Annotated in this window: 11 protein-coding genes; 8 read left to right on the top strand and 3 right to left on the bottom strand. The window is 69.4% G+C overall.

The annotated features are described in order from the left end of the window. The first annotated feature begins 67 nt into the window (after positions 1-67). The 4 genes from ACT9F5_RS08895 (at position 68) to ACT9F5_RS08910 (ending at position 4,737) form a co-directional block, all read left to right on the top strand. A complete protein-coding gene (locus tag ACT9F5_RS08895; protein ID WP_445119835.1) occupies positions 68-1,453 on the top strand; it encodes a DcaP family trimeric outer membrane transporter in 1,386 nt (461 codons plus the stop codon). A 46-nt stretch (positions 1,454-1,499) separates the two neighbouring features. Next, the gene (locus tag ACT9F5_RS08900) at positions 1,500-3,167 is read left to right on the top strand and encodes an MFS transporter (RefSeq protein WP_445119588.1); all 1,668 of its coding nucleotides are present in this window, start codon (positions 1,500-1,502) and stop codon (positions 3,165-3,167) included. A 164-nt stretch (positions 3,168-3,331) separates the two neighbouring features. Continuing rightward, complete coding sequence (locus tag ACT9F5_RS08905; protein WP_445119589.1) at positions 3,332-4,447, top strand: FAD/NAD(P)-binding protein; 1,116 nt, start codon at positions 3,332-3,334, stop codon at positions 4,445-4,447. 8 nt (positions 4,448-4,455) lie between these two features. Continuing rightward, positions 4,456-4,737 (top strand): hypothetical protein, encoded by a 282-nt coding sequence (locus ACT9F5_RS08910; RefSeq protein ID WP_445119590.1) that lies wholly within the window; start codon positions 4,456-4,458, stop codon positions 4,735-4,737. A gap of 56 nt (positions 4,738-4,793) precedes the next feature. Here ACT9F5_RS08910 and ACT9F5_RS08915 read toward each other — a convergent pair whose 3' ends face one another. After that, positions 4,794-5,114, bottom strand: coding sequence for a hypothetical protein (locus ACT9F5_RS08915; RefSeq protein WP_445119591.1), 321 nt, complete (start codon positions 5,112-5,114; stop codon positions 4,794-4,796). A 76-nt stretch (positions 5,115-5,190) separates the two neighbouring features. Further along, positions 5,191-6,375 carry a DesA family fatty acid desaturase gene (locus ACT9F5_RS08920; RefSeq protein ID WP_445119592.1) on the bottom strand — a complete coding sequence of 395 codons (1,185 nt, stop codon included), beginning with the start codon at positions 6,373-6,375 and terminating at the stop codon, positions 5,191-5,193. Between the two features lie 228 nt (positions 6,376-6,603). Between ACT9F5_RS08920 and mutM the strand changes: the two genes are divergently transcribed. The 3 genes from mutM (at position 6,604) to ACT9F5_RS08935 (ending at position 11,048) form a co-directional block, all read left to right on the top strand. Beyond that, entirely contained in the window at positions 6,604-7,416 is an 813-nt protein-coding gene (gene mutM / locus ACT9F5_RS08925) for a bifunctional DNA-formamidopyrimidine glycosylase/DNA-(apurinic or apyrimidinic site) lyase (protein WP_445119593.1), read from the top strand. Between the two features lie 78 nt (positions 7,417-7,494). Beyond that, positions 7,495-8,055 carry an ECF-type sigma factor gene (locus ACT9F5_RS08930; protein ID WP_445119594.1) on the top strand — a complete coding sequence of 187 codons (561 nt, stop codon included), beginning with the start codon at positions 7,495-7,497 and terminating at the stop codon, positions 8,053-8,055. A gap of 98 nt (positions 8,056-8,153) precedes the next feature. Continuing rightward, positions 8,154-11,048 carry a protein kinase domain-containing protein gene (locus ACT9F5_RS08935; protein ID WP_445119595.1) on the top strand — a complete coding sequence of 965 codons (2,895 nt, stop codon included), beginning with the start codon at positions 8,154-8,156 and terminating at the stop codon, positions 11,046-11,048. Positions 11,049-11,054: 6 nt separating this feature from the next. Here ACT9F5_RS08935 and ACT9F5_RS08940 read toward each other — a convergent pair whose 3' ends face one another. Further along, positions 11,055-11,675 carry a thymidine kinase gene (locus ACT9F5_RS08940; protein ID WP_445119596.1) on the bottom strand — a complete coding sequence of 207 codons (621 nt, stop codon included), beginning with the start codon at positions 11,673-11,675 and terminating at the stop codon, positions 11,055-11,057. Between the two features lie 68 nt (positions 11,676-11,743). On the opposite strand from ACT9F5_RS08940, the gene ACT9F5_RS08945 reads away from it, so the two are divergent. Then, entirely contained in the window at positions 11,744-13,738 is a 1,995-nt protein-coding gene (locus ACT9F5_RS08945; protein ID WP_445119597.1) for a UvrD-helicase domain-containing protein, read from the top strand. Positions 13,739-14,039 lie beyond the last annotated feature (301 nt).

Genomic DNA, 14,039 nt, shown 5'->3' on the forward strand with positions numbered 1-14,039 from the left:
TGCAGGCTCCAGCGGACCGTGCGTCCGACACGGCCAACCATGGGAGGGGAACGTGTCCAACCGCCACATGTCCAGCCATCACGTATCCGGTCAAACCCGACCGCGCACCGCCGCGATCCGCAGGCGACCGCTCGCCGCGACGCTGCTGGTCGCACTGATGTTGCCCGGCCTCGCCTTCGCCCAGACCGCCAAGGAGGCCGAACTCGAGGCCCGCGTGGCCGAGCTGGAGAAGATGGTCCGGCAACTGGTGTCGCAACAGCAGTCGTCCGCGATCACCGCCGCGCCTCCGCCGGCGACCGCGCCCGCACCCGCCGTCGCCGATGGCAAGGCGATCCAGACCACCACCATCACGCCATCGGCGAACCCGGGCACCGCCTTCAGCTTTGGCGGCTTCATCAAGCTCGACGCGATGGCCACCGACACCAGCGACGGCCGCATCGCCGATGGCTCGGCCGGCCGGCTGTTCTATGTCCCGAGCACGATCCCGGTCGGTCCCGACGACGCCGAAGGTGGCGACGCCTACACCGACGTGCACGCGCAGTTCTCGCGGTTCTGGCTGGCCGCCGACCACGTCACCGACGCCGGCGACAAAGTCAAGGCCTACATCGAGGCCGACATGTACGGCGGCGGCAGCAATTCGCTGCTCGGCAACGAGACCTCGACCAACACCTACGGCGTCTCGCTGCGCCACGCCTACGTGAGCTGGAACAACTGGCTGGCCGGCCAGACCTGGTCGAACTTCCAGGACACCGCCGCGTTGCCCGACTCGGTCGACTTCGTCGGCCCGACCGACGGCGTGGTGTTCGTGCGCCAGGCCCAGCTGCGCTATACCAATGGCCCGTGGTCGTTCTCGCTGGAGAACCCGCAGACCACCGTTACCCCTTACCTGTCCGGCGGCCCGCGCTTCAACAGCGGCGACAACATCGCGCCCGACGCCACCGCGCGCTGGATCACCAAGGGCGACTGGGGCCACTTCACCGTCGCCGGCCTGCTGCGCCAGTTCAAGGCCGGCGAGGAAACCGCGACCGGCGGCGCGCTCAGCGCGTCGGGCAAGTTCAACCTCGGCGCCAACGACGACATCCGCTACGCGATCAACGGCGGCAGCGGGATCGGCCGCTACCTCGCGTTCGGCATGGGCACCGACGTGGTGCAGGACGTCGACGGCGACCTCGAGGCGCTGGACGGCTACGGCGGCTACATCGCCTGGCGCCACGTGCTCAATCCGAAACTGCGCGGCAACCTGATGTACTCGGCCGCGCACTTCGACAACGACGTCGGCCTGATGGGCCAGGGCGTGACCGAGCGCGCGCATTCGCTGCGCGCCAACCTCATCTACTCGCCGTTCTCCAAGCTCGACATCGGCGCGGAACTGAGCTTCGGCCAGCGCTTCCTCGAGGACGACCGCGAGGGCGACCTGAGCCGCCTGCACACCACCGTCAAATACAGCTTCTGAAAACCCGGCTTCTGAAAACCAGCTTCCAGCGAAGGGGAACCACCTCATGTCCAGTGTCAGCGCAACCGCCGGGCCGTCCACGCCCGGCACCCTCACCCAGAGCCACAAGAAGGTCATCTTCGCGTCGAGCCTGGGCACCGTGTTCGAGTGGTACGACTTCTACCTGTACGGCTCGCTGGCGGCGATCATCGCCGCGCAGTTCTTCAGCGGCGTCAACGAGACCACCGGCTTCATCTTCGCCCTGCTGGCGTTCGCCGCCGGCTTCGCGGTGCGGCCGTTCGGCGCCATTGTCTTCGGCCGCATCGGCGACATGATCGGGCGCAAGTACACGTTCCTGGTCACGATCGTGATCATGGGCCTGTCGACCTTCCTGGTCGGCGTGCTGCCCAGTTACGCCAGCATCGGCATCGCCGCGCCAATCATCCTGATCGTGCTGCGGATGCTGCAGGGCCTGGCGCTCGGCGGCGAGTACGGCGGCGCGGCGACCTATGTCGCCGAGCACGCACCCAACGGCAAGCGCGGGCTTTACACCAGCTTCATCCAGACCACCGCGACGGTCGGCCTGCTGCTGTCGCTGGTGGTGATCCTCGGCGTGCGCGAAGTGCTCGGCACCGAGGCGTTCAACGACTGGGGCTGGCGCCTGCCGTTCCTGCTGTCGATCGTGTTGCTGGGCGTGTCGGTGTGGATCCGCATGCAGCTGAGCGAGTCGCCGCTGTTCCAGCAGATGAAGGCCGAGGGCAAGACCTCCAAGGCGCCGATCACCGAGAGTTTCTTCTCGAAGAACGGCCGCATCGTGCTGCTCGCGCTGCTCGGCGCCACCGCGGGCCAGGCGGTGGTCTGGTACACGGGCCAGTTCTACGCGATGTACTTCCTCACCCAATCGCTGAAGGTCGACCCCACCACGACCTGGCTGCTGATCGGCGGCGCGCTGGTGATCGGCACGCCGTTCTTCGTGTTCTTCGGCTGGCTCAGCGACCGCATCGGCCGCAAGAAGATCATCATGGCCGGCTGCCTGGTCGCCGCGCTGACCTACATCCCGCTGTTCCAGGCGCTGACCCACTACGCCAACCCGGCCGTCGAGGAAGCCAGCGCCAGCTACCCGGCGGTGGTGATCGCCGACCCGGACACCTGCAACTTCCAGTTCGATCCGGTCGGCAAGAAGCAGTTCACCAGCTCCTGCGACATCGCCACCGCGGCACTGGCCAAGGCCGGCGTGCCGTACGACGTGCAGGACGCGCCGGCCGGCACCGTCGCCACCGTGATGATCGGCGACACCGAGATCTCCAGCTACGAGGCGACCGGCCTGGCGAAGGAGGACGCGGCGGCGCAGTCGGCCACCTTCAACGCCGCGCTGAAACCGACCCTCGCCACCGCCGGCTATCCCGAGAAGGCCGACCCGGCGCGCATCAACAAGCCGATGGTGCTGGCGATCCTGGCGCTGCTGGTGGTCTACGTGACCATGGTCTACGGGCCGATCGCGGCGTGGCTGGTCGAGCTGTTCCCGACCCGGATCCGCTACACCTCGATGTCGCTGCCGTACCACATCGGCAACGGCTGGTTCGGCGGCTTCCTGCCGACCATCTCGTTCGCGCTGGTCGCGGCCACCGGCAACATCTACTACGGCCTGTGGTACCCGATCGTGATCGCGCTGATGACCTTCGTGATCGGCTCGCTGTTCCTGCGCGAGACCTACAAGGCCGACATCACCCAGTAACAGCAGCAACCCACGTCGATGCAGCAGGGACAACGCCGGCCATGTACCGGCGTTGTCCTTTTGGTGCGCCTTAACTTCCGTGTAACCGGCGCGGCAGACAGGTCCACTACCATCCGCCGCGTCGTCCACGTGACCCGTCGAACCGACGGGCCGAAGGAGAGCCATTGCGCCCATCCGATTCCGATACCACCACAGCCGCGGCCCCGTTCGACGTCGCCATCATCGGCGGTGGCGCAGCCGGTGTACTCGCGGCGATCCACCTGCTGCGCGCCAGCGACGGACGCGTCCGCCTGTGCATCATCGAGCCGCGTGCGCTGCCTGGTGAAGGCGCGGCCTACTCCACCCGCGACCCGGCGCACCTGCTCAACGTGCCGGCCGGCGGGATGAGTGCGTTCGGCGACGACCCCGGGCATTTCGTCCGCTACCTGCAGTCGGCGGCCATCACGCCGATGGCCGATGGCGACGATGTCGCCCGCACGTACGTGCCGCGGCTGGAATACGGTGGCTACCTGCGCGCCACGCTTGGCGAATTCGCGACACCCGGATCGGCGCACCTGCGCGACACCGCCGTCGACATCACCGGATCCCGGCCGTACGCCATCCGGCTCGCATCGGGACGAACGCTGCATGCCGCCGCCGTCGTCATGGCGACCGGCAATTTCCCGCGATCGCTGGCGGCGACACGCTCCTGCACCCATGCGGCGGCAATCGACAACGCTTGGGACTACACGGCGATCGCGGCCATCCCGCCCGACGCCGATGTCTGCATCATCGGCGCCGGCCTGAGCATGGCCGACGCCGTGGCCAGCCTGGCCGGCCACGGGCATCGCGGCCGGATCACCGTGCTGTCGCGCCATGGCCTTATGCCGTTGGCGCACGCCGAGGGTCGCGGCCCGCCAACCGAGGTCGACGACTTGCTGGCGCTCGGCGTTCGCGAACGGCTGCATGCCATCCGCGCGCGTGCGCGATCCGGCATGCGCGACGGCAAGCCATGGCAGTGGACGATGGACGGCCTGCGCCCCCACGGCCAGCGACTGTGGCGGAGCCTGGACGACGTCGGGCAACGCCGCTTCCTGCGGCACGTCCAACGCTATTGGGACATCCATCGCCACCGCATCGCCCCGGGGTCGCCACCCGGATCGACGCGATGCGCGCGTCGGGGCAGCTGGCCGTGCACGCCGGCCGGGTCGAATCGATCGACAGCGATCCCCGGGGTTTCGACGTGTCTTGGCGACCACGCGGCATCGCCACGACGAACCACCTTCACGTGCAGCGGGTGATCGCGTGCGTGGGTATCGAAACCCGGCTGCAGTACATGCGCAGCCCTTTGATGGCGGCCCTGGCCGCGCGCGGGACGATCGCGCCGGACGCGCATGGGCTGGGATTGGAGTTCGACGATGCCGGTGCGCTGGTGGCGGCGGACGGAGCCACGCAGCCGCGCCTGCTGGGCATCGGCAGCGCGCGCATCGGCCACGACTGGGAGACCACGGCCATTCCGGAGTTGCGGGCACAGGCGGCGGCGATCAGCGAACGACTGGTCGGGATGGAACTCGAAACCGGCACGCCCTGAGCGCACGCAGTGGTCGACCGCTGCAGGTCGGCTGCCCGACGTCGACCGCTCCTCCGTTACTGTGGCGGTGCGGCCAGTTCGCGGGCGTCGAGGACGCCGTCGCCATTCGCATCCTGCCGCTGGAATGCTGCCGCAAGTGCTTCGCGATGGTCGGCCAGCCGGACCGTGCGACCACGTCCGCCGGGCAACTCGGCTGGCACCAGCACGCCGTCGCCGTCGACATCCATCCGCTCAAACGCGTAGCCCATCCAGTGCTGGTATTCGGCGAGCGAGACGCGGCCGTCGGCGTCGGCGTCCATGCGCTGCAGGTAGTCGCCGGTGCGCTGCACCTGCGCGGAGGCGGCCAGTGGAATCGCCAGAGCCAGCGTGAAGGCCATGCATGAAAAACCCGCGCTGGCGGGCGCGGGTTTTTCGTTGGCGGCTAATGCAGTCATGCGACGGCAGCGCGTGCGGTCAGACCCGCGCCGGCACCAGCGCGTACCCCTTGAGCCGCGCCGAGAACTGCTGCAGCGAGTGGATGCCGCTGGCCTCGGCCTCGACACACCACGCATGCAACTTCTTCAGCGTGGTCTGGGCGTCGTGCGAGCGATCGTCCAGCACCTGCTGCAGGCGCTGGCGGTACTCGGCCAGCGTCGCCATCTTCGGCCGCTCGTCCAGCCACGCCTGCAGGCGCTCGCGCTTGGCGTCGTCGAGCCATCGGCCGCCATCGGCCAGCGCCTTGCGCAACTTGCGCGGCAACTTGTCGTCGCTCGCGCGCAGGGTCGGCAGGGTGACCTTGCGGTAGTAGTCGGTCATCGCCTGGAAGCGGATCGCCAGCAGCGCCTTGAGGGTCTCGCCGTCGGGCATCGCGATGTTCGGGCGCACGTCCAGCGACGGCGCGACCCGCAGCACCCTGGCCAGCTTCACCGCCTGCAACAGCCTGATCACGCTCCAGCCGATGTCGAACTCGAACTTGCGCAGCGCGAACTTGGCCGAACTCGGGAACGCGTGGTGGTTGTTGTGCAGTTCCTCACCACCGATCCACACCGCCCACGGGGTCAGGTTGGTCGCGGTGTCGGCGGTCTCGAAGTTGCGGTAGCCCCACCAGTGGCCCAGGCCATTGACCACGCCGGCGGCCCAGAACGGGATCCACGCCATCTGCAGCGCCCACATCGCCACGCCGGCGAAACCGAACAGGCCGAAGCTGGCGAACAGCAACACCGCCGGCCCCATCGTCGGCCAACGCGAGTACAGGTTGCGCTCGATCCAGTCGTCCGGGCAGCCCTTGCCGTACTTCTCGATCGACTCGCGGTCGGCGCGCGCCTCGCGGTACAGCTCCACGCCGCGCCAGAACACCATGCCGATCCCCTTGACCTGCGGGCTGTGCGGGTCTTCCTCGGTCTCGCACTTGGCGTGGTGCTTGCGATGGATGGCCGCCCATTCGCGGGTGATCATCGAGGTGGTCAGCCAGGTCCAGAAACGGAAGAAGTGCGCCAGCACCGGGTGGAAGTCGACCGCGCGATGCGCCTGGCTGCGGTGCAGGTACAGCGTCACCGACATGATGGTGAGCTGGGTCGCGACCAGGAAGTAGATGGCCATCGCGCCGAAGCCGGCCTGCAGCACGCCACCGGCGAGGAAATCGAGCAGGGAAGAAAGCATGTAGCGGGAACTCCGGGGAACGTGTTTCGTGGACGTGGTTCATGGGCCGCGCAAGCGCGGACGCGCAACGGCCATGATGCCATCCCGGCGCGACCGTTCGCCCGGGTATGGGAAGGCCGCGGACACGGCCGTTCAGCGAATACGCGCAGAGGCGGACACCCCTGAAATGGGGACGACCGGGCGTCGCGCAACCGGCACGCGGGCCGGCAGCGCCGCTAAGCTCTGCCAATGCCCGAACTGCCCGAAGTCGAAACCACCCGCCGTGGCCTCGCCCCGCACCTGACCGGCCGCAAGGTCATCGGCGCGACGCTGCGGCGGGCCGACCTGCGCTGGCCGATCGCGCGCGAGGTGGAAACCCGGCTGCCGGGCCAGCGGATCGAGGCGGTACGGCGCCGCGCCAAGTACCTGCTGCTCGACACCGGCGCCGGCAGCGCGCTGCTGCACCTGGGCATGTCCGGCAGCCTGCGGGTGCTGCCGGCCGACACCCCGCTGCGCGCGCACGACCATGTCGACCTGCGGCTGGAGGGCGAACGCGTGCTGCGCTTCAACGACCCGCGGCGGTTCGGCTGCCTGCTGTGGCAGCCGCCCGGCGAAGTCCACCCGCTGCTGGCCGGGCTCGGACCCGAGCCGCTGTCGGACGCGTTCGACGGAGACCGGCTGTTCGCACTGAGCCGCGGCCGCAGCGCGCCGGTCAAGAACTTCCTGATGGACCAGTCGGTGGTGGTGGGGGTCGGCAACATCTACGCCGCCGAGGCGCTGTTCGCGGCCGGCATTTCGCCATTGCGACCGGCCGGCCGGGTCTCGCGCGAGCGCTATGCACGACTGGCCGAAGCGGTGCGGCGGATCCTCTCGCATGCGATCACCCGCGGCGGCACCACCCTGCGCGACTTCATCAGCCCCGATGGCGCGCCCGGCTACTTCGAGCAGGAGCTGTCGGTGTACGGACGCGGTGGCCTGCCCTGCCCACGTTGCGGGCGCACATTGAGGCAAACGGTGATCGGCCAGCGCGCGAGCGTGTGGTGCGCAAGCTGCCAGCGCTAGCAACTTCGATGCCATGAACCGGGCGTTGCGTCACACATGAACGCGCTATAGTCCGGGCCATTGCTTCGGGGAACACGGATGGCCGACAGCGGAGACATCACGCAACTGCTGGACGCAGCCCGCGAGGGCGATCGCGGCGCGCTCGACCGCGTGCTCGCCACGCTGTACCAGGAGCTGCACACCATGGCCCGCCGCCAGCTGGCCGGCCAGCACGGCCAGACCCTGGACGCGACCGCACTGGTGCACGAGGCCTACCTCAAGCTCGCCGGACGGCGCGAAGCCAAGTTCGACGACCGCGCCCACTTCTTCGCCTACGCCGCGTCGGCGATGCGTTCGGTGGTGGTCGACTACGCACGCCAGCGCCTCGCGCAGAAGCGCGGCGGCGACCTGCACCGCGTCACCGACCTGCCCGAAGACCTCGAAGGCGGGTTGCGCCTCGACGAGGAAATGCTCGGCCTCGACACCGCGCTGACCAAGCTCGCCGCCGTCGACAAGCGGCTCGCGCAGGTGGTCGAGTTGCGCTACTTCGCCGGCCTGTCGGAGTTGGAGATCGCTGCGTTACTTGAGCGCTCCGAGCGCAGCATCCGGCGCGACTGGCAGAAGGCGCGGCTGTTCCTGCTGGCGTCGCTGCAGGACTAGCCGGGCACGAACGCCGCCTGCGGGCAGATCCGGAAGAGGCGGCCGGGACAAGGGGGGATTTCGCGATGCCAACCACCGACCACCCGCTTCGCTGACTCATGGACACCGAGCGCTGGCAACGGCTGTCGCCGCTGCTCGACGAACTGTTCGAGCTGGAGCCGGCCGCGCGCGCGCGGCGCCTGCGCGAACTGCGCGGCCACGATGCCGACACCGCCCGCGACCTGGAGGAGCTGATCGCGCTGGAGGAAGGCCGCGAGAGCTTCCTGTCCGAACCGGTGATGAGTCCCAACCGCGGCCTGCTGCCCGGCGCGGAGATCGGCCCATACCGGCTCGAACACCTGCTCGGCGAAGGCGGCATGGGCCAGGTCTGGCTGGCCGCACGCGCCGACGGCCTGTACCAGCGACGCGTCGCCCTGAAGCTGCTGCGCCCGGGACTGGCCGACACCAACCTGCGGCTGCGCTTCACCCGCGAGCGCCAGATCCTCGCGCGCCTCGCGCACCCGCACATCGCCCGCCTGCTCGACGCCGGCATCAGCTCCGACGGGCTGCCCTACCTCGCCCTGGAGTACGTCGACGGCGCCCCGATCACCGACTACAGCCGCGACCACCAGACCCCGCTGGAGACCCGGCTGCAGATGTTCCAGCAGATCTGCGACGCGGTCAGCCACGCCCACGCCAACCTGATCGTCCACCGCGACCTCAAGCCATCCAACATCCTGGTGACGCCGGCCGGCGAAGTGCGGCTGCTCGACTTCGGCATCGCCAAGCTGCTCGACACCGACGCCGCGCCCGAGCAGACCCGCACCGGCGTGCGCACGTTCACCCTGCACTACGCCGCGCCGGAACAGGTCCGCGGCGAGCCGGTCACCACCATGACCGACGTCTACTCGCTCGGCGTGGTGCTGTACGAACTGCTGGTCGACGCCAAGCCCTATCGGCCCACCCGCGACAGCGACGCGGCCTGGGAGGAGGCGATCCTCACGCAGGACCCGGCCCGCCCGTCGCTGGCACTGCTGCGTGCCGCCGCCGGCGACGTGACCGGCCATGCGCGTGGGCATCCACACGGGCATGACCCCGCCGCGCTGGGACGTCGTGCCCGCACCCTCGCCGGTGACCTCGACAACATCGTGCTGAAGGCATTGTCGAAACACCCCGAGCAACGTTACCCATCGGTCGAGGCGCTCGCGCAGGACCTGCAGCGCTATGCCGCGGGCCGGCCGGTGCATGCGCGTGCGCAGAGCTGGAACTACCGCGTCGGCAAGTACCTGCGCCGGCATCGCTGGGCGCTGGCGACCGGCATCCTGACCACGCTGGTGCTGACCGCATCGCTCGGCGTCGTCGCATGGCAGGCGCGCGAGGCGCTGCGCGAGGCCGCCCGGGCACAGGCGATGCAGGATTTCATGGTGGGCGTGTTCGAGGGCGCCGGGGGCAGTCGCGACGGCCAGCCGCTGGACCTGCGCCAGTTGCTGTCGACCGCGGCCGAACGCGGCGAACGCGAACTGGCGCGGCAACCGCGCGCGCTCGCCGAGATGCTCGGGGTGATCGCGCGGTTGCGCACCGGGCTGGGTGACTACATCGAGGCCAAGGCCCTGCTCGACCGCCAGGCGCGGCTGATCGCCGGCATCGACGGCAGCGATACCCCGACCAGCCTGCGACTCGAATCGCTGACCCAGCGCGGCCGCGTGTTGCGCCTGCTTGGCGACACGGGCACCTGCATCGAACTGATGCAGCCGGCGCTGGACATTGCCAGCCACGAGCAGGCGCTACTGACGCCGCAGGTCACCGAGTTCTATTCGCAACTGGGGCGCTGCCGCCGCGCCAACGGCGAACGGCAGGGCGCGCGGCAGTTGTTCGAGCGATCGCTGGCGCTGCGACGCGACAGCCGCGCCGATCGGGTCGGCGAGGTCGAGAACCTGATGGACCTCGCCGGCCTGCATGCCGACGTTGGCGAGACCCGCATCGCGCTGGCCGACTTCGAGGCCGCGCGTGCGCGGTTGCGTCGCGAGGCCGGCGACCGCCATCCGCTGCTGGTCGACATCCACCGCAACCTGAGCCGCCTGCACCGCGCGCTCGGCGACCTGGAACGCGCCGAGGCCGAGCTCGACAACGCCATGGCGATCACGCTGGAAGTCAATGGCAGCGGGCATGCGAACACGCTGGCCGTATTGCGCCAGCTCGCCGCGATCCACCTCGACCAGGGCCGCTACGCCGAAGCCGAGAACGAGTTGCGCGAGATCCATCGCAGCCTCGTGGGCCGGTTCGGCGCGAACCACGTCGAGGTGGCCGACAGTTATCGAAGCCTCGGCGTGGTCGCCTGGGAGCGCGGCGCGCTGGAATCGGCGCTGGACTCGCTGCGCCAGGCATTGCGGATCAGGCGCGGCGCCGGCGCGCCGGGCCCGATCGCCGATGCACTGTTCGACCAGGCGTCGGTATTGCACGCGAGCGGACGCGATGGTCCCGCGCAACCGCTGCTGCTGGAGGCGCGGGAACTGCTGCAGCGCGACGGCGTGGCAACGGACCCGCAGCCGTCGCAACTGGGCAGGGTGGAGCGCCTGCTCGGCGAGGTCGAGATCGGGCTGGGACGGTCCGCCGACGGTGTCGCGCGACTGGAGCGTGCGCTGGGCCTGCTGCGTGGCGACTACGGCACCGACCACCCCGCCACGCGCCGGGCCGAACTGGTGCTGGCCCGCCAGCGCGCACTGCCGGGTGCCGGCGCGCCGCTCGCGGCGGCCGCGCTGGCGCAGCTGGACGCGCTGGCCGAACTGCCCGACAACGACGTCGAACTGCGCAAGGTGGCCTGGCGTGCGCGCGCCTACGCGGCCCAGTTGCGCTGCCATGGCCCACGCCGGCCGCAGGCACTGCAACAGTTGCAGCAACTCGACACGCACCTGCGCCAGGCGCGTCCGGAGGGCGGCGCATTGAGCCGTGACGTCGCCGCGATCCGGAGCGGCTGCGGCCTGCCGGCACGCGAACGCGCGCTGGCCGCCGACTGACCGCGGCTACAACGGCAGCGGCGGCTGCAATGGCGCGATCGTGCCTTCGCCGCGCATCACCTTCTTGTACTCGCGCCGCGACACCGACAGGTAGCGCTCGTTGCCACCGATCTCGACCTGCGGGCCGTCGCGCACCGCGCGTCCCTGCGCATCGACGCGCATGTTCATGGTCGCCTTGCTGCCGCTGTGGCAGATCGTCTTGATCTCGCTGATCTCGTCGGCCCAGGCCAGCAGGTACTGACTGCCCTCGAACAGCTCGCCTCGGAAATCGGTTCGCAGGCCGTAGCACAGCACCGGGATGCCGAGCGCGTCGACCACCTCGGTCAATTGCCAGACCTGCGGCTTGCGCAGGAACTGCGCCTCGTCGACCAGCACGCAATGCAGCCGCCCGTGCGCGGCGATGTCGGCGTGCACCAGCGCCTGCAGGTCCTGGTCGGGATCAAACGCGATCGCCTCCGCGCTCAGCCCGATCCGCGACGCCACCGTGCCGCGCCCGGCGCGGTCGTCCAGTTGCGGCGCCAGGATCGCCACCCGCATGCCGCGCTCGCGGTAGTTGTAGGCCGACTGCAGCAGGGTCGTGGTCTTGCCGGCGTTCATCGCCGAATAATAGAAATAGAGCTTCGCCATCGGCGCAGTCTAGCGCCGGGGTGGCGGCGGCTAGAATGGCCGGTCGCACTTCCGGTCCTGCCCTCCCGATGCACGGTCTCAACACGCTGGGCCTAAACCCGCCCCAACTCGCCGCCGTGGCCCACGTCGACGGCCCGCTGCTGGTGCTCGCCGGTGCCGGCAGCGGCAAGACCCGGGTGATCGTCGAGAAGATCGCGCACCTGATCGCCTCCGGGCGGATGCCGGCCAGGCGCATCGCCGCGATCACCTTCACCAACAAGGCCGCCAAGGAGATGCGCGAACGCGTCGCCAAGCGCATCAAGGGCGACGCCGCGGAAGGGCTGACGGTCTGCACGTTCCATGCGATGGGGTTGCGCATCCTGCAGATCGAGCACGACAAGCTCGGCCTGCGCCGCGGCTTCTCGATCTTCGACAGCGACGACTCGACCGCGCAGATCAAGGACCTGCTCGGCGGCGGCGCCAAGAACGACGCGCTCGACAACGTTCGCAGCCTGATCTCGCGCGCCAAGAACGCCGGGCTGTCGCCCGAGCAGGCGATGGCCGAAGCCCGCAGCGCGCGCGAGATCGACGCCGCCACGATCTACGCGCTGTACCAGGCGCGCCTGGCGACGTTCAACGCGGTCGACTTCGACGACCTGATCCGGCTGCCGGTGCAGTTGCTGGAATCCGACGCCGACTGCGCGCTGGGCTGGCGCGAGCGCATCGGCTACCTGCTGGTCGACGAGTGCCAGGACACCAACGACGCCCAGTACCGGCTGCTGAAGGCGCTGGCCGGCGAGCGCGGGCTGTTCACCTGCGTGGGCGACGACGACCAGTCGATCTACGCCTGGCGCGGCGCCAACCCGGACAACCTGCTGGAGTTGGGCCGCGACTATCCGGCGCTGAAGATCGTCAAGCTGGAGCAGAACTACCGCTGCTCCAACCGGGTGCTGCGCGCGGCCAATGCGCTGATCGCCAACAACCCGCACGAGCATCCCAAGACCCTGTGGAGTGACCAGTCCGACGGCGAGCGCATCCGCATCTGGGAATGCCGCGACGCCGCCCACGAGGCCGAGAAGGTCGCCGCCGAGATCCACTTCATCGCCACCGCCAAACAGGCGCCGTGGAGCGACTTCTGCATCCTGTTCCGCGGCAACTTCCAGTCGCGTGCGCTGGAGAAGGCGTTGCAGCTGCTGCGGGTGCCGTACCACCTGTCCGGCGGCACCGCGTTCCTTGAACGCGGCGAGGTCAAGGACGCGCTGGCGTGGCTGCGGCTGGTCGCCAACCCCGACGACGACGCCGCGTTCCTGCGTGCGGTGACTTCGCCCAAGCGCGAGGTCGGTGCGACCACGCTGAGCAAGCTGGCCGAACTGGCCCAGCGCGCCGGCATGCCGATGTCGCGCGCGGCCGAGTCGGTCGGCGCGTTGAAACAGCTGAGTCCGCGCGCCGGCAATGCGCTCGACGGCTTCGTCGGCATCGTCCGCGGCCTGCGCACCGACGCCAACCGCCTCAGCCCGGCCGAACTGGTGCGCGAACTGGCCAGCCGCTCCGGCCTGCTGCAATCGATCCGCACCCAGTGCAAGGACGAGGCCGGCTTCCAGCGTCGCAAGCAGAACCTCGAAGAGCTGGCCGACTGGTTCGATGGCGGCAAGGGCGCCGGCCCGGGCGAACTGGCAGCGCAACTGGCGCTGCTGTCGCACGCCGACAAGGGCGACGCCGGCAACCAGGTGCGGCTGATGAGCCTGCACGGCGCCAAGGGCCTGGAGTTCCGCTACGTGTTCATCGTCGGCGTCGAGGACGGCACCCTGCCGCACGAGGCCAGCATCGAAGAAGGCCGCATCGACGAGGAGCGCAGGCTGCTCTACGTCGGCATCACCCGGGCCAAGGAGCAGCTGTGGCTGTCGCACTCGCAGCGGGCGCAGAAGTGGGGCGACACCTTGCGGCTCAAGCCGAGCCGGTTCTTCGAGGAGTTGCCGGCCGACGAGATCCAGCGCGACGGCGCCGATCCGGTCGCCGATGCGGCGCGCAAACAGGAGCGTGCCAGCGCCGGCCTGGCTGCAATACGGGCCCTGCTCGAGAACTGACGCTCCGCGCCACATCGTGATGCAGTGCACAAAAATATGTGCGTTACGTCGGCTGCAGAGAGGTAACCAATCACGATTAGCGGCGATATCGCCCTTTTTCCAACGGAACCATTCAGGTTCGCGTTTAGCCCGCAGTCACTTTTTGTGATATCGCTAACCGCATCGCAGCCGTTGGTATCCAACCCGGCTGCGCGCACTCCGGCCACGGCTTTTTTGGTGTCCGCAGCGATCGCGGCACGGGGATTCCTTTGCTCGCCTTTTCGTGACTCCACGGAGCCACAGGGTGAGTGCGGTTCCGGCG

Source organism: Lysobacter sp. F6437 (assembly GCF_052547215.1).